The organism is Streptomyces sp. NPDC014006, from assembly GCF_043088925.1.
GTDB lineage: Bacteria > Actinomycetota > Actinomycetes > Streptomycetales > Streptomycetaceae > Streptomyces.
The window spans coordinates 121,708-137,467 of sequence record NZ_JBICAJ010000004.1 but is presented as its reverse complement, the minus strand read 5'-3'; the positions used below and the strand labels follow the sequence as shown (position 1 = coordinate 137,467).

The following is a 15,760-nucleotide window of genomic DNA, read 5'->3' as shown; positions in this document are numbered from 1 at the left end:
CCGCGAACCGGGCACCGCGCGCGGCCCGGCGGAGCTAGAGTCCCCCCACCGCCGACCTGGGTGGTCCCGCAGGTCAGCGGTGGAGCCGCCCGCGCATCCCCAGGAGCAGCGCATGCCCGAGTCCGCCCTCGCTCCCCCGGTCGTCGCCCCGCTGACCGGTGGGCTGGCCGACAGTGTCTTCGCCGCCGCCGACCGCGACCCGGTGCGGCCCGCGCTGGCGCGCCGTCGCGCCGACGGCGGATGGGACGAGGTCACGGCCGTGGAGGTGCGCGATCAGGTGCTCGGCCTGGCCCGGGGGCTGGTGGCTTCCGGGATCCGGCCGGGCGACCGCGTCGCGATCATGGCCCGCACCCGTTACGAGTGGACGCTGCTGTGCCACGCGCTGTGGGCGGTGGGAGCCGAAGTGGTGCCGGTGCATCCGACGGCCTCCCGGGACCAGGTGGCGCTCATCCTGCGGGACGCCGAGTGTGTGGGGGTGGCCGTCGAGGACGAGCCGAGCGTGATGACGGTCGGCTCGGTGTGCGCCTCGCTGCCGCGGCTGCGGCATGTGTGGCAGCTGGACGCGGGGGCGCTCGGGCAGCTGGCGGAGCGCGGTGCGCCCATCGCGCCGACCACGGTGGACTCGCTGCGCCGGCTCGTGCTGCCCGACTCGACGGCGGTCGTCGCGTACACCTCCGGCAGTTCGGGCCGGCCGATGGGGTGCGCGCTGAGCCACCGGGCCCTGGCGCATCCCTGCGACACACTGCTGGCGGGCTGGGGGCACACGGCGGCACCGCCCGGGCAGCAGGCGTCCGTGCTCGCCTTCCTTCCGTTCTCCCATGTGTACGGCCTGATGATCCAGGGCCTGTGCCTGCGCGGCGGGGTACTGCTGGGGCACGAGCCGGACATGAGCGAGGAGGCGCTGTCCTCGGCGCTGCGCACCTTGCGGCCGACGTACTTCTACGCGGTGCCGTCGGTGTTCGAGAAGGTGTACAAGACGTTCCTGCGCACCGCCCAGCGGGCCGGCCGCGGCGCTCTGTTCGAGCGGGCGGCGCAGACGGCGCGGGATTTCGCGGCGGCCTGTGAGCGGCAGCGCACGGGCCGTGGCGGGGGACCCGGGTTCGAGCTGCGGCTGCAGCACGCCCTGTACGAGCGGACGGTGTACCGGCGGCTGCGGGCGGCGCTGGGCGGCCGGGTGACGCGGGCGACGTCCGGCGGATCACCGCTGCACCGGGAGCTGTCCTGGTTCTACGAGGGCATCGGCATCTATGTGCACGACGGGTACGGGCTGACGGAGACCGCCGGCGGGATCACCATGCAGCCGCTGGGCCGGGAGAAGGCGGGGACGGTCGGGCAGGCCCTGCCCGGGATGGAGATCCGGACCGCCGAGGACGGGGAGATCCTGGTGCGCGGGCCGTCGGTGTTCCAGGGATACGTCGGGAACCGGGCCGCCAGCCGGGCCGTGCTGCGCGGCGGCTGGCTGGCCACCGGTGACCTCGGACACCTGGACGGCGAGGGGTATCTGACCATCACCGGCCGGAAGAAGGACGTGATCATCACCAGCGGCGGCAAGAGTGTGGCGCCGGCCTTCCTGGAGCAGCGGCTGCGCATGCATCCCCTCGTCCATCAGGCCGTCGTCGTAGGCGACAACCGGCCGTGCGTGGGGGCGCTGATCACCTTGGACCCGGAGTTCCTGACGCACTGGCGGCGCTCGCTGGCGCTGCCGGGCAGCCATCCGCTGCGGGAGGCCCGTGAGGAGAACGCGCTGCGTGAGGAGATCGGGCGGGCCGTGGCCGCGGCCAACAGCGCGGTGTCGCGGTCGGAGTCGGTGCGGGTCTTCCGTGTGCTGCCGGAGCCGTTCGACCAGGCGAGCGGGCTGCTGACCCCGTCGCTGAAGCTGCGCCGGGACGCGATCGTGCGGGCGTACGCCGCCGAGATCGAGGCGATGTACGCGGCCCGCTCACGCCCGGCGCGGCACTACGCGTCGGAGCCGCCCGGCTGGGACGACTCCGACGATGTGTTCCGGTGACATGTGAGGTCACCAAGCATGGCACGCGAGGCCGGCGACCATGGTGGCGACGAGGCCCGGTCAGCTGCCGACGTACCAGCTGAAGCCGCCGTGGGAGGCGGCCAGCGAGATCAGCACCACGAAAATGATCAGGTCGATGACGCCGAGCACCACACCGGCCTTGGCCATGCCGCCGCCGCCCTTCACGGGCGCCTGGCGCAGGCCGACGGCTCCGAACACGATCGCGAGCGGGCCGAGGATCACGCTGGCGAAGAACACGCCGACGATGCCGCAGACGAGGCCGGCGATCGCCAGACCGTTGGTGCGCGAACCGGAGGACGCGGCAGGGGAACTGCCGTAACTCGACATCAGATTCTCCCGGTATAGGGGGTGTTGGGCTCCTACGGCCGTCGGGTGCCCCCGGAGCGGGTCCGCATTCCGCCGGGAAACGAATACGTTTTCGATGGTGCTGATGGATCGAGACGCGTACCTTCCAGACCCCTGGGAACCCTCCAGATGGCAACGGAATGCTCACAAGAAGGGACGACCGCCCTGCTGTCGCCGGGGTAGTGGATGGGACATGGCAACCGAGCCGCGTTGGGACAATGCGCTGACCACCCGAGATATGCCGCACCGCACGACACGTTTCGAGGGCGAACCACGGGACGTGACTGGAGCCCGGCTGGCCGCGGAGGACTTCCTCCGCGCTCTGGCCAGGATCCAGCCGCCCTCTGCGGACGAGTGCTGGCACGACATCGTGTTGATCGTCACAGAGCTGGCCGCCAACGCGGTGCAGTACGCCCCGGGCCCCTTCGAGCTGCAGCTGCGGCGGACCTTCGACGGTGTGCACGTCGTCCTGCACGACACCAGCACCACCCCGCCGACTCCGCGCCCCTTCCACCCCAGCCGCGGGGGCGGGGGCATCGGCTGGTACCTGGTGCAGACCCTGTGCACCCAGGTCAGTGTGGTGACGAACGACGACGGCAAGGACGTGCACGTCTTCCTGCCCTGGTGACCGCGGACCCGTTGCCCGGCCCCCGTTCCCTCGGCGGGGCCGGGCAACGGCACGTCACACCACCGGTACGCCGACCGTGCTGCCACCCCTCAGGCACGGGCTGACGGCGGGCCGCCGGCCCGGCCGCCGGACCAGCGTGCCGCACGCAAGGACGATCAGCATGCCGCGCCCCGCGAGGGACGGTTTTCGGCCGCTCCGTGAGGCCGGCGCAAGCTCGCTCGCGCGGTGCGCGGTCCTTCGCCGGACCACCCGAAAATCCAACCGGGTACCCGGTTTCACGCTTCGCACACATGGTGCGTGACGTGCAGTTTCCGTGTGACCGTTCTTTGACGGGATGCTGTGTCGCCGGTCGGCTGCGTGGGTTAATCTGCGGCGTATTTCTCACACCGCCTCAGTCCTCGTGAACTGCGAAGACACCACCTGGCGGACGACTGTGACCTGGGAACGAGGGGACGGATGACCAGCAACACGACCGAGGCCGTGGACCCGGTCCCGGCCGACCAGGAGCTCAAGAGGCTCCTGGTCGGCCTGACGGCGGTCCGGGACGGCGACTTCGGTACGCGGCTGCCCGACGATGTCGGCGGGCTGATGGGCGACATCGCCAAGGTCTTCAACGGCATGGTCGACCAGCTGTCGGTCTTCACCTCCGAAGTGACCCGGGTGGCGCGGGAGGTGGGCACCGAGGGGACGCTCGGCGGCCAGGCCGAGGTGCCGGGGGTCTCCGGCACCTGGGCCGATCTGACCGACTCCGTCAACGCGATGGCGGGCAACCTGACCACACAGGTGCGTGACATCGCGCAGGTCGCCACGGCCGTGGCCAAGGGTGATCTGTCCCAGAAGATCGACGTGCCCGCCCGCGGCGAGATCCTCCAGCTGAAGAACACCGTCAACACGATGGTCGACCAGCTCTCCGCCTTCGCCGACGAGGTCACCCGCGTCGCCCGCGAGGTCGGCAGCGAGGGCCGCCTCGGCGGCCAGGCCCAGGTGCCCGGGGTCGCCGGTGTCTGGCGGGATCTCACCGACTCCGTCAACCTGATGGCCGGCAATCTCACCGCGCAGGTGCGCAACGTCGCCCAGGTGACGACCGCCGTCGCGCAGGGCGACCTGTCGCAGAAGATCACCGTCGACGCACGCGGCGAGATCCTGGAGCTGAAGAACACCATCAACACGATGGTCGACCAGCTCTCCGCCTTCGCCGACGAAGTCACCCGCGTCGCCCGCGAGGTCGGCACGGAAGGCCGCCTCGGCGGCCAGGCGGACGTCAAGGGCGTCAAGGGCACCTGGCGGGATCTCACCGATTCGGTGAACTTCATGGGCGGCAACCTGACGGCCCAGGTGCGCAACGTCGCCCAGGTCGCCACCGCCGTCGCGCAGGGCGACCTGTCGCAGAAGATCACCGTGGACGCGCGCGGCGAGATCCTGGACCTCAAGGAGACCATCAACACGATGGTCGACCAGCTGTCCGCCTTCGCCGACGAGGTCACCCGCGTCGCCCGCGAGGTCGGCACCGAGGGCCGCCTCGGCGGGCAGGCCCATGTCCGCGGGGTCTCCGGGACCTGGAAGGACCTCACCGACAACGTCAACGTGATGGCGTCCAACCTGACCAGCCAGGTGCGCTCCATCGCCCAGGTCGCCACCGCCGTCGCCAAGGGCGACCTGTCCCAGAAGATCACCGTGGAGGCCAAGGGCGAGGTCGCCGCGCTGGCCGACGTCATCAACACGATGGTCGACACACTGTCGGCGTTCGCCGACGAGGTCACCCGCGTCGCCCGCGAGGTCGGCACCGAGGGCCGGCTCGGCGGCCAGGCGCAGGTGCCCAATGTGGCGGGCACGTGGAAGGACCTCACCGACAACGTCAACTCGATGGCGAACAACCTCACCGGCCAGGTGCGCAACATCGCGCTGGTGACGACGGCGGTGGCCCGCGGCGATCTGTCGAAGAAGATCGACGTCGACGCCCGTGGCGAGATCCTGGAGCTGAAGACGACCATCAACACGATGGTCGACCAGCTCTCCGCCTTCGCCGACGAGGTCACCCGCGTCGCCCGCGAGGTCGGCACCGAAGGCCGCCTCGGCGGCCAGGCCGAGGTCGAGGGGGTCTCCGGCACCTGGAAGCGGCTGACGGAGAACGTCAACGAGCTGGCCGGCAACCTGACCCGGCAGGTGCGGGCGATCGCCGAGGTCGCCAGCGCCGTCGCCGAGGGAGACCTGACGCGGTCCATCAACGTCGAGGCCTCCGGCGAGGTCGCCGAGCTCAAGGACAACATCAACTCCATGGTGGAGTCCCTGCGCGAGACCACCCGGGCCAACCAGGAGCAGGACTGGCTCAAGACGAACCTCGCGCGGATCTCCGGCCTGATGCAGGGCCACCGGGACCTGCCGGTGGTCGCCGAGCTGATCATGGACGAGCTGGTGCCGCTGGTGTCCGCCCAGTACGGCGCCTTCTACCTGGCCGAGGAGAGCGCCGACGGGCCCGAGCTGCGGCTGGTGGGCGCCTACGGGTGGCCCGACGACGACGCGCGGCCGACCCGCATCCGCTTCGGACGCAGCCTGGTCGGCCAGGCCGCCCGCAGCCGGCGGGCCATCACCGTGGACGAGCTGCCGCCGGGCTATGTGAGCATCTCCTCCGGGCTCGGGCAGGTCCCGCCGACCGCCCTGGTGGTCCTGCCGATCGTGGTGGAGGGCCAGGTCCTCGGCGTGATCGAACTGGCCTCCGTGACGCCGTTCACACAGACCCACCAGGACTTCCTGACCCAGCTGATGGAGACCATCGGCGTCAACGTCAACACCATCGTGGCCAACGCCCGCACCGACGAGCTGCTCGGCGAGTCGCAGCGCCTGACCGCAGAGCTGCAGGCCCGCTCCGCCGAACTGCAGGTGCAGCAGGAGGAGTTGCAGCGCTCCAACGCCGAACTGGAGGACAAGGCCTCGCTGCTGGCCGAGCGCAACCGCGACATCGAGGCCAAGAACCTGCAGATCGAACAGGCCCGGCAGGAGCTGGAGACGCGCGCGCAGCAGCTGTCGCTCGCCTCCAAGTACAAGTCGGAATTCCTGGCCAACATGAGCCACGAGCTGCGCACCCCGCTCAACAGCCTGCTGATCCTCGCCCAGTTGCTCGCGCAGAACCCCTCGCGCAATCTCACGGCGAAGCAGGTGGAGTACGCGCAGATCATCCACTCCGCCGGCTCGGACCTGCTCCAGCTCATCAACGACATCCTCGACCTGTCGAAGGTGGAGGCCGGGAAGATGGACGTGGCGCCCGAGCGCGTCGAGCTGCAGCGGCTGCTCGACTACGTCGAGGCCACCTTCCGTCCGCTGACCACGCAGAAGGGCCTCGACTTCCAAGTGACGACGGCGGCCGGTGCGCCCGCCGATCTGCTCACCGACGACTCCCGGCTGCGGCAGATCCTGCGCAACCTGCTGTCCAACGCGGTGAAGTTCACCGAGCAGGGCAGCGTGGAGCTGAGCATCGGACCCGCGGTCGACGACGAGGTGCCGGCACCCGTCGTCCGGGGCGGCACGATCGTGGCCTTCCGCGTGAAGGACACCGGCATCGGCATCCCGGAGCAGCATCTGGAGTCCATCTTCGGGGCGTTCCAGCAGGCCGACGGCACCACCAGCCGCAAGTACGGCGGGACCGGACTCGGACTGTCCATCACGCGGGAGATCGCCCATCTGCTCGGCGGCGCCGTCACGGTGGACAGCGCACCGGGCCGCGGCAGCACCTTCACCCTGTTCCTGCCGGTGGCCCGGGCCGACTTCGAGGAGGCGCTCGTGGCCGCCCGCCGGCCGGAGATCACCGGGAACGCGGAGCCCGCGGAGGTGACCGGCCGGCCGGTCCCGATCGGCTCGCCGCTCACCGCCGCGCCACGGCCGCGCCGCCTGCTCGTGCTGGAGGAACGCCCGCGAGGCCTGCTCACGCTGGTCGCCGAGAGTGTGATCGCCGACATGGGGCGCACCCGGGACGACGGCACCGAGGCGCCCTTCATCGAGGTCATCACGGCGGTGGGGGCGCAGGAGGCGGCCGGTGCGCTGGCGGCCGAGCCGTGCCACTGCGTCGTTCTCGACATGGGCATGCCGGAGGAGGAGGCGATCCGGTTCCTGGACGCGCTGCACGGCGACTCGGCGCTCGCCAATGTGCCCGTGCTGGTGCACCACGGCAGCCGGCGCCCCGGCGCCGCCCAGGAGAAGGTGCTCGCCGCGCGCGCCGAGGGACGCCCGCTGGAGTTCCTGGCCGGACTGGACGAGCTGCGCGAACGGATCACCCTGCATCTGTCGGCCGAGGAACCCGGAGAGGCGGTGCCCCTGGTACGGGTGGAGGAGACGCCTTCCTCGGAGCACGACGCGGCCACGGACGGCCGCACGGTCCTGGTCGTCGACGACGACGCCCGCAACCTCTTCGCGCTCAGCGGCATTCTGGAGCTGCACGGTCTGCGGGTGCTGCACGCCGAGAACGGCCGCGAGGGCATCGAGACGCTGCTCGCCCATCCGGACGTCGCGCTGGTGCTGATGGACGTGATGATGCCGGAGATGGACGGCTATGCGGCCACCGCCGAGATCCGCGGCATGCCGCAGTTCGCCGATCTGCCGATCATCGCCGTCACCGCCAAGGCGATGCCCGGCGACCGGGAGAAGAGCATCGCGGCCGGGGCCAGTGACTACGTCACCAAACCCGTCGACACGGACGACCTCATGTCCTGTGTCCGGCGCTGGCTGACCGGGTGAGGGCGGCATGAGTTCTTCCCAGGAGTCGGCCGATCAGGCCGACATCGCGCAGCAGGCGCCCGGGCCGGCGGCGGGCGGTACGCCCGCGGTCGCCCCGGACGCCTCGCCCGGCCGGTGGGCCGGGGTGCCCACGAACTCTCCGGTGGGACGGCTCGCGGCGACCGTGGAGCGGCTGCGCCGTGAGGTGCGGGCCGCGCAGGCGGAGGCGGAGGGCCGCGCCCTCATCGAGCTGGCCAAGGGCATCCTCGTGGAGCGTCTCGGGTGCGGGCCGGCCGAGGCCGCCCGGCAGCTGACCGAGCTGGCCGAGCAGGCCCGCATGACGCCGCTGGAGTTCGCCGTCGACGTCATCAACCAGTCCGCCCGGGACCGGATGTCGGAGGTCGCGAAGTCCTTCCTCGCCACCGTCGAGACGGGTGGCGAGACGGGCGGGGGCGCCGGCGACGGTTCGGCGGCTGTGCGGCTGCGGGCCGCGGAGAGCGGCGCGCTGGCCGCCGGCGACACCCAGTCCGTCGCCCAGTCGCTGCTGCAGCACGCCCTGCAGCCGCTCGGCGCGGTGGCCGTCGCCATCTGGTCGGCCGGTCCGGACGGGTCCCTCACCCTGGCCGGGAGCGCCGGGTTCGCCGCCGCGGAGACCGCGCGCTGGCATTACATCCCGCCCGAGGTGGCGACCGTGGCCCGGCGTGGCCTGACCGAGCCCGAGGGCCAGTGGATGACGTCGCTGGCGGCGACCGGGCTGCCCACCATCGGCCGCCGGATGTACCCGGAGGGCGGGCGGGTGGCGCTGCCCGCCGGTACCGCGGGGCGTGTGCTCGGAGTGCTGGAGATCGCCTGGCCCGAGCCGCTCGCGCCGGTGTCGCCGCAGGTGGTGAGGCAGGTGGAGGCACTGGCCGAGCTGTGCGCCCACACCCTGCACAGCTACCCGCCCGAGGCCTTCGGCGACAGCGAGCCGCGGCTGCTGCCGGACGCGGCGGAGCTGATCGACCTGGCCGACGGGTTGCACGACCCGGCGCTGGTCCTCGTGCCGCATCTGGACGCCTCGGGGCAGCTGGCCGACTTCCGCATCCAGCACGTCAACGGCCGCTTCCTCGATCCGGCGGGCCGGCCGAGGGCGGTCGTCAGCGGTGCGCTGCTGCTGGAGGCGTTCCCGATGGCCGCCGGCCAGAGCGAGCTGTTCCAGCAGATCGAGCGCGTCTACGCCACCGGGGAGCCGTTCCGGGCCCAGCGGATGAGCCTGACCGCCCTGGTCGACCAGGTGCCGCTGTCGGCGGTCGCGGACATCAGCATCAGCCGGCACGGCTCCTGCGTCCTGCTCATCTGGCGCATCGAGGACGAGGCCGCGCGGCTGGCCAGCCTGCTGCAGCACGCCCAGCGACTCGGCCGGATCGGCGGCTTCGAGGAGAACGCGCTCACCGGCGAGATCACCTGGAACGGACAGCTGTTCGACCTGTACGGGCGTTCCCCGTCGGCCACCCCGGTCCCCCTGGAGGAAGTCCCCGCACACGCGCACCCGGACGACTCGGTCGCCCTGGGCCGGTTCCTGCGGACCGTGCTGCACCACCGGCGGCCGTCCTCGACGGCGTTCCGGTTGCAGCGGCGGGACGGGGTGACGCGCCACATGCGCATCGTGGCCGAGCCGGTGCTGGACACCGACGGCCGGCTGGTCGCCGTACGCGGGGCGTACCAGGACATCTCCTCCCAGCACTGGACGGAGGTGGCGCTCGCCGCCACCCGGGACCAGCTCGCCCACACCGAGCAGCAGGCAAGTGAACGCAGCCGGCTGGCGCTGCAGTTGCAGCAGGCCATCATGCCGCCCACGCGCGATCCGCTGGCGGTGCAGGGGCTGCAGGTGGCCGTGCGCTACCGGCCGGCCGAGACCGAGCACCTGGTGGGCGGCGACTGGTACGACGCCGTGGTGCTGCCCTCCGGGCTGGTGCTGCTGTGCGTCGGCGACGTGGCCGGGCACGGTATCGAGGCGGCGACCAGCATGGTGGTGCTGCGCAACGCGCTGCGCGGCCTCGCGGTCACCGGAGCCGGCCCCGGCCAGCTGCTGTCCTGGCTCAACATCGTCGCGCACCATCTGACCGGCGCCGTCACCGCGACGGCCGTGTGCGCCCTGTACGACCCTCATCGGCGCACCCTGCGCTGGGCCAGGGCCGGGCATCTGCCGCCCGTCCTGGTGCGCTCGGCGCAGGCCAGTCCCCTGCCGCTGGTCAAGGGCATACTGCTGGGCGCCGTGCCGGAGGCGCCGTACGAGGAGGACGAGGTCGCGCTGTCTCCGGGGGACACGCTGCTGATGTTCACGGACGGTCTGATCGAGCGGCGCGACCGTTCCATGGAGGACTCGCTGGCCCATCTGCTCACCACCGCGCGCAGCGCGCCGGCCGCCCTGGACCACCAGCTCGACCGGCTGCTGACGTACAGCCGGTCGGACACGGACGACGACACGTGCATCGTGGGCATCCACGTCACCTGAGCGCGCGGCAAAACCACACGATCTGGGGAGGCATGGCTGTGCTGTTCGGGGGTAACCGCGGGTGGGCAGTGAAACGACCATGGGCGGCAGCCCTGACGGGCGGGCGCACCGGCACCCGCCTCACCGACCCGACCCGGCCGCCCGCTCTTGTTGGAGGTACCCGTGCCCCTTGCCCAGAACCCGCTCTCCGTCGAGGTCACCCTGCCCCGGGAGGATGTCGCCCTGGTCGTGGTCGAGGGGCATCTGGACCTCGACACGGCGACGGAGTTCCAGGCCCATCTGGCCAACCAGCTGCACCACGGCCGCAAGCACTTCCTGCTGGACCTGTCGGCGGTGCCGTTCATGGACTCCTCCGGGATGAACATCATCCTGCGCGTGTACCAGGAGGCCCGCGATCTGCCCGGGACCGTGCACGTCATCGCGCCGACCCCCGCGGTGCGGCGTGTCCTCGACCTCACGGGCGTGAGCATCACCGTCCCGATCTCGGATTCGGTGCAGGAGGCGCTGGCGCTGATCGACCGGGGCGCGCAGAACCCCGAGAACCCCGAGAACGCGGAGGCGCCCCGAGCCTGACGCGGCGCGGACCCGGACGGGCTCCGGCCGGGTCCGCGCATGATCATCTTGTGATCGTTCTCACCCCGGGACGGGTCTCACCGTCACCGGGGTCGTCGTGGTGCACGCACGCGGCGCAGCCCGGCCCCGAACACCGGTTCCCGCCTTCACCGCGTGTCGTACCGGCACTCCCAAGGGCCCTCCGCCCTCGGGTTCAATGGCCTCGACCCGGTGTCGTCGGTCGTTCGAGCATGGTTACAGTGGGCGACCGGCAGAGATCACATCGCCTCTCGGCGCCTTCCGCAGGCCGCAGCGATGCAACGCAGATTGAGGAGTGACACACGTGCCGGAGCACGAAGCGTCAGCCGACCACGGCTCGCCCGCACGGGACGTCGCGGCGTTCCTGCGCCGCCGCCGTGAACAGATCGCCCAGCGGTGGGCCGACGAGCCGCTGTTCCGCACGGTGTTCACCGTCTCGCGCGACGAGGCGGTGGAAGCGGGCAAGGCGGTGGCGGACGCGCTGGCCGACGTGGCCGCGTCCGAGCGCGTCGCGTCGCTGGACGCGCCCGGTTTCGCCGCCGTACGCGAGCAGCTCGGCCGGATGGGCGCCGCCCGGGCCCGCGCCGGGCTGACCCCCGGGCAGATCTCCGGCGAACTGGACTCGTTGCGCCGGCCCACCGTGGAACTGCTGCTGGCCGACCTCGCCGAGGCGCCGTCCGAGCGGGTGCGGGAGTGCTCGGAGGCACTGACCGTGCTCCTCGGCACGCTGCGCCTGGTCGTCATGGAGACGGCGGTCCTGGAGGGGCAGGCGCTGATCGACCGGCAGCGGCTGCAGCTGCTGGAGGTGGCGACACCCGTCATCCAGCTGTGGAACGGCGTGGTCGCCGTGCCGCTGATCGGCACCCTGGACAGCGCCCGCAGCCAGGTCGTGATGGAGACGCTGCTGGAAGCGGTCGTCGAGCAGAAGGCGCGCTTCGCCATCCTGGACATCACGGGCGTGCCGACCGTGGACTCGCTGGTGGCGCAGCACCTGATGAAGACGGTGCAGGCGGCCGCCCTGATGGGCGCCGAGTGCGTCGTCTCCGGTATCCGCCCGGCCATCGCGCAGACCATCGTCCACCTCGGTCTGGACCTCGGCTCGGTGAAGACGCGTGCCTCCCTCGCCGACGCGCTGGCCTACGCCCTGCACGAACTGGGCGTCGGCATCACCGGTCCCACTCCCGGCGGTGCGGGTCCGCGGTGACCGAGGGCTTTTCGCATCCGATGGGCGCCGGGCACGTGCCGGTGCTCCGGCTCGGTGACGTCCTCCTGGTCACGCTCCAGGGGGACCTGTACGACAGCATGGCCCAGCGGTTGCTTCAGGACATCACGGAGGCGATCTCGAGCAGCCGGGTCGCCGGGGTCGTCATCGACCTGTCCGGCGTGGAGATCGTCGACTCCTTCCTCGGGCGGGTGCTGGCGGAGATCGCGGCGAACGCCCGGCTGCTGGCCGCGCAGACGGTCGTCGCGGGGATGCGGCCCGCCGTCGCCATCACCCTGGTGGAGCTGGGCCTCACCCTGCCCGGGCTGCGGACCGCGCTGACCACCCAGGCCGCTCTGGACCTGCTGACCGGGCCGAACGGCCCCCGGCCGGGGAGCAATTGATGGAGACGGCTGCGGGCATCGAGGCCCGTCTGCCGATCCGGTCGGACATGGACCTGGTGTGGGTGCGCCAGCACATCCGCCAAGCGGCCGCACAGCTCGGCTTCGGCCTGGTCGAGCAGACCAAGCTGGTCACCGCCGCGAGTGAACTGGCGCGCAACACGCTGGTGCACGGCGGCGGCGGCGAGGTGCACACCCTGCCCCTGGTGAGCGGGCGGGCGCGGGGGCTGCGGCTGACCTTCACCGACCGGGGGCCGGGCATCCCGGACCTGGAGCGGGCGCTCAGCGACGGCTACACCTCCGGGGGCGGCCTCGGGATGGGGCTGGGCGGCGCGCGTCGCCTGGTACACGAGTTCGCCATCGACTCCACCCCGGGCGCCGGCACCACGGTCACCGTGACGTCGTGGGCGGCCCGGCCGCCGCTGCCGCGTGAGGAGATCTGATGGCCCGGGTGTGGCATGTGCCGGTACAGGACTCGACGCGGGTCCGGGACGCCCGGGTCGCCGCGGAGAGCGCGGCGGCGTTCGCCGGGCTGGACGAGCCGCGTACGGCCGCCGTGGCACTGGTCGCCACCGAGCTGGCCACCAACCTGCTCAAGCACGCCGGCGGCGGCCTGCTCCTGGTCGACGTGGTCGCCCCGCCCGCCCTGCCGGGCAACGCCGAGGAGGCGGGCGTGGTGCAGATCGCGGCCGTCGACCACGGTCCCGGCATCGCGGACGTGACCGAGGCGCTGCGCGACGGGTTCTCCACGACCCGCTCGCTCGGGGCGGGTCTGGGCACCTGCCGGCGCATCGCCGACGACTTCGGCCTGCACAGCGTGCTGGGCCGCGGCACGGTGGCGCTGGTCCGCATCGGTCCCGTGGTGCCCGCACACGCCCGGCAGCGGGCCGCGGCGGCGCGGTCCGGCGGGGTCGTCGTGCCGTTCGCCGGGGCCGACTTCTCCGGTGACGCCTGGGCGTGGGCCCGGGCCGGGGACCGGCTCACCCTGATGCTGGCCGACGGGCTCGGGCACGGCCCGGAGGCGTCCCGGGCCTCCGCCGCGGCCGTGCGCGAACTGCACCGCTCCGCCCATCTGCCGCCGCCCGAGCTCCTGCGCCGGCTGCACACGGAGCTGGCCGGAACCCGGGGCGCGGCTGTGGCGCTGGCCCAGCTGGAGACGGACGTGAACCGGCTGCGGTTCGCGGGCGTCGGCAACATAGGAGCGCGGCTGCGCGAGGGCGGCACATGGCGTTCGCTGCTGTCGCGGCCCGGCATCGTGGGCGTACACCGGCCCACGACGCTGACGGAGACCCTGCTGCCGTGGTCCGCGGACCGGCTGCTGATCCTGCACAGCGACGGCCTGCCCAGCCGCTGGGTCCCGCCGTCCGACCCGCTGCTGCTCGCAGCCGATCCGGCGGTCCTCGCCGCCGTGACGATCCGTGACGCGAGCAGCAGCGCCAGCCCGGTGCGGGACGACACCTCCGTGGCGGTGCTGGCGCCGAACCCGCCGGAGCGAGCATGACCCGTACCTGGCAGATCGCCACCGCCACCGACGCCGCCCGCGCCCGGATCGCCGCTGCCGGGCTGGCCGCCGCGCACGGAGTATCCGTTCTGGACCGCACCCGGCTGGCGGCGGAGCTCAGCGGACGGCTGCGGCAGTGCCTGACCAAGGGCGGCACCTGGCGGCTCACCCTGGAACCGGATCCGGCCCAGGGCCTGCTGCACGCCGTCGTCGAGCGCACGCCGGGCACGGACGCCGCCGGCGAGGGGCCGTGGCGCGCGACGGTGCCCTGCCCGCAGCCCATGGACACCGTCGCGGTGGGCGACCCGCCGGACGACGCCGAGCTGCTCGCCGAGGCGCTGCTGGGCGCCGACGAGGACGCCGCGCTGGTGCTCGGCAAGCTCGCCGAGCAGGAGGATCTGGTCGCCTTCCACCGGGAGGAGCTGCACCAGACCAACCAGGGCGTGCTGGCGCTGCACGCGGAGCTGGACGCCGCCGGGCGGGCCCAGCGCGAGGCGTTCGCCGCGGAGCGCGCGGCCCGTCAGGAGGCGGAGCGGGCGCGGCGCCGGCTCACCTTCCTGGCCGACGCCAGCGCGGAGCTGACGGCCTCCCTGAACCATGACGAGATCGTGCGCCGGCTGCCGCAGCTGCTGGTGCCGGAGTACGCCCGCAGCGTCGACGTGTGGCTGTTCGACGGCGACGGGGAGCGCGGCGAGCGGGCGGACGGGGCGCCAACGGTGCCGCATCCGGCGGCCGCGGTGATCGCGGCCCGCACCGGCCGGCCGCAGTACGCCGCCGATCACCCCGGCGCTCTGCCCGGGGTCGACGACCAGCCGCCGTCGGCGCTGGATCCGCTGCGGCCGCTGTTGTGCGTGCCGCTGTCTGCGCGGCGGGCGCCGCTGGGCGTGGTGACGCTGTCGCCGCCCGGCGAGCGCTGGGACCCCGACGACGCGGTGATGCTCATCGAGCTGTTCCGGCGGGCCAGCACGGCCATCGACAACGCCCGCCGCTTCGAGCACAACCGGGACATCGCCGAGACCCTGCAGCGGGCCCTGCTGACCGACCTGCCCACCACGCCGGGGCTGCGGCTGGCCGCGCGCTACCTGCCGGCGACGTACGGGCTGAACATCGGCGGTGACTGGTACGACGCGTTCCTGCAGCCCGACGGAAGCCTGATCACCGTCGTCGGCGACGTCACCGGGCACGGGCTGCACGCGGCGGTGATGATGAGCCAGCTGCGCACCGCCCTGCGCGCCTACGCCGTGGACGGCAGCAGCCCCGGCCGGCTGCTGACCCGGCTGCACGAGTTCCTCCATCATCTGCAGCCCGACCTGTACGCGACCGCCGTCATCGCCCGTTTCCACCCGGACGAGGCGACGCTGACGTGGGCGGCCGCCGGACATCCGCCGCCGGTGCTGCGCGGCCCGGACGGGCGGGTGCGCATCCTGGACGACAAGCCCGGCGCGATGCTCGGCATCCCGCTGCGCCAGGAGATCGCCGATCATGCCGTGCCGGTGGCGCCCGGTTCGACGCTGGCGCTGTACACCGACGGCCTGGTGGAGCGGCGTGCCCACGGCATAGACCCGGGCATCGGCCGCCTGGCCGACGCGCTCGGGGATTTCCCCGGCGCCGAGCTGGCACGGGACCTGGAGAGCGCGGCCGACCTCATCCTGCCGCCGCTGCTGAGCGATTCGGAGCGCGACGACGACGTGTGCCTCCTGCTCTGCCACCTCGCCGGGTCGTCCTGACCCCGGGCCCGCGTCCTGCCCGGGCTCCCCGCTCACCGTCCTGACCTGCGGTCAATCCCGCGTACGGGGCGCCCGCACCGGCGTAAGGGGGCAGACTGACCGGCATGGGTTCGTCTGCCTGCCGCACCCGACTGGCGCG

At 72.7% G+C, this 15,760-nt stretch carries 11 protein-coding genes; 10 read left to right on the top strand and 1 reads right to left on the bottom strand.

Annotated elements, in window-relative coordinates; all coding sequences use genetic code 11:
* Nucleotides 1–112 precede the first annotated feature (112 nt).
* Nucleotides 113–2,008, top strand: coding sequence for an AMP-dependent synthetase/ligase (locus ACF1GV_RS15835; protein ID WP_391680608.1), 1,896 nt, complete (start codon nt 113–115; stop codon nt 2,006–2,008).
* Nucleotides 2,009–2,068: 60 nt separating this feature from the next.
* On the opposite strand, the gene ACF1GV_RS15830 is transcribed toward ACF1GV_RS15835, so the two are convergent.
* A complete protein-coding gene (locus ACF1GV_RS15830; protein ID WP_391680606.1) occupies nt 2,069–2,356 on the bottom strand; it encodes a DUF4190 domain-containing protein in 288 nt (95 codons plus the stop codon).
* A gap of 211 nt (nt 2,357–2,567) precedes the next feature.
* Between ACF1GV_RS15830 and ACF1GV_RS15825 the strand changes: the two genes are divergently transcribed.
* The 9 genes from ACF1GV_RS15825 (at nt 2,568) to ACF1GV_RS15785 (ending at nt 15,621) form a co-directional block, all read left to right on the top strand.
* Nucleotides 2,568–3,002 carry an ATP-binding protein gene (locus ACF1GV_RS15825; protein ID WP_363266758.1) on the top strand — a complete coding sequence of 145 codons (435 nt, stop codon included), beginning with the start codon at nt 2,568–2,570 and terminating at the stop codon, nt 3,000–3,002.
* Nucleotides 3,003–3,458: 456 nt separating this feature from the next.
* Nucleotides 3,459–7,727, top strand: coding sequence for a HAMP domain-containing protein (locus tag ACF1GV_RS15820; RefSeq protein WP_391680604.1), 4,269 nt, complete (start codon nt 3,459–3,461; stop codon nt 7,725–7,727).
* Between the two features lie 7 nt (nt 7,728–7,734).
* Nucleotides 7,735–10,200, top strand: coding sequence for a SpoIIE family protein phosphatase (locus tag ACF1GV_RS15815; protein ID WP_391680602.1), 2,466 nt, complete (start codon nt 7,735–7,737; stop codon nt 10,198–10,200).
* A gap of 162 nt (nt 10,201–10,362) precedes the next feature.
* Entirely contained in the window at nt 10,363–10,773 is a 411-nt protein-coding gene (locus ACF1GV_RS15810) for an STAS domain-containing protein (protein WP_391680601.1), read from the top strand.
* A gap of 322 nt (nt 10,774–11,095) precedes the next feature.
* Complete coding sequence (locus ACF1GV_RS15805; RefSeq protein ID WP_391680600.1) at nt 11,096–11,995, top strand: STAS domain-containing protein; 900 nt, start codon at nt 11,096–11,098, stop codon at nt 11,993–11,995.
* A 20-nt stretch (nt 11,996–12,015) separates the two neighbouring features.
* Nucleotides 12,016–12,396 (top strand): STAS domain-containing protein, encoded by a 381-nt coding sequence (locus ACF1GV_RS15800; protein ID WP_391681594.1) that lies wholly within the window; start codon nt 12,016–12,018, stop codon nt 12,394–12,396.
* Nucleotides 12,396–12,836 (top strand): anti-sigma regulatory factor, encoded by a 441-nt coding sequence (locus ACF1GV_RS15795; RefSeq protein WP_391680599.1) that lies wholly within the window; start codon nt 12,396–12,398, stop codon nt 12,834–12,836. Before ACF1GV_RS15800 ends, ACF1GV_RS15795 begins: the two co-directional genes overlap by 1 nt.
* The gene (locus ACF1GV_RS15790) at nt 12,836–13,894 is read left to right on the top strand and encodes a SpoIIE family protein phosphatase (RefSeq protein ID WP_391680597.1); all 1,059 of its coding nucleotides are present in this window, start codon (nt 12,836–12,838) and stop codon (nt 13,892–13,894) included. Before ACF1GV_RS15795 ends, ACF1GV_RS15790 begins: the two co-directional genes overlap by 1 nt.
* Entirely contained in the window at nt 13,891–15,621 is a 1,731-nt protein-coding gene (locus tag ACF1GV_RS15785) for a PP2C family protein-serine/threonine phosphatase (RefSeq protein WP_391680596.1), read from the top strand. The genes ACF1GV_RS15790 and ACF1GV_RS15785 overlap by 4 nt, the downstream gene beginning before the upstream one ends.
* The last annotated feature ends 139 nt before the right edge of the window (nt 15,622–15,760 follow it).

Bases quoted from the DNA above. Each gene is read 5' to 3' on its own strand.
- ACF1GV_RS15815 (WP_391680602.1), top strand. From the start codon at position 7,735: ATGAGTTCTTCCCAGGAGTCGGCCGATCAGGCCGACATCGCGCAGCAG.
- ACF1GV_RS15795 (WP_391680599.1), top strand. From the start codon at position 12,396: ATGGAGACGGCTGCGGGCATCGAGGCCCGTCTGCCGATCCGGTCGGAC.
- ACF1GV_RS15825 (WP_363266758.1), top strand. From the start codon at position 2,568: ATGGCAACCGAGCCGCGTTGGGACAATGCGCTGACCACCCGAGATATG.
- ACF1GV_RS15820 (WP_391680604.1), top strand. From the start codon at position 3,459: ATGACCAGCAACACGACCGAGGCCGTGGACCCGGTCCCGGCCGACCAG.
- ACF1GV_RS15835 (WP_391680608.1), top strand. From the start codon at position 113: ATGCCCGAGTCCGCCCTCGCTCCCCCGGTCGTCGCCCCGCTGACCGGT.
- ACF1GV_RS15790 (WP_391680597.1), top strand. From the start codon at position 12,836: ATGGCCCGGGTGTGGCATGTGCCGGTACAGGACTCGACGCGGGTCCGG.
- ACF1GV_RS15830 (WP_391680606.1), bottom strand. From the start codon at position 2,356: ATGTCGAGTTACGGCAGTTCCCCTGCCGCGTCCTCCGGTTCGCGCACC.
- ACF1GV_RS15785 (WP_391680596.1), top strand. From the start codon at position 13,891: ATGACCCGTACCTGGCAGATCGCCACCGCCACCGACGCCGCCCGCGCC.
- ACF1GV_RS15800 (WP_391681594.1), top strand. From the start codon at position 12,016: ATGGGCGCCGGGCACGTGCCGGTGCTCCGGCTCGGTGACGTCCTCCTG.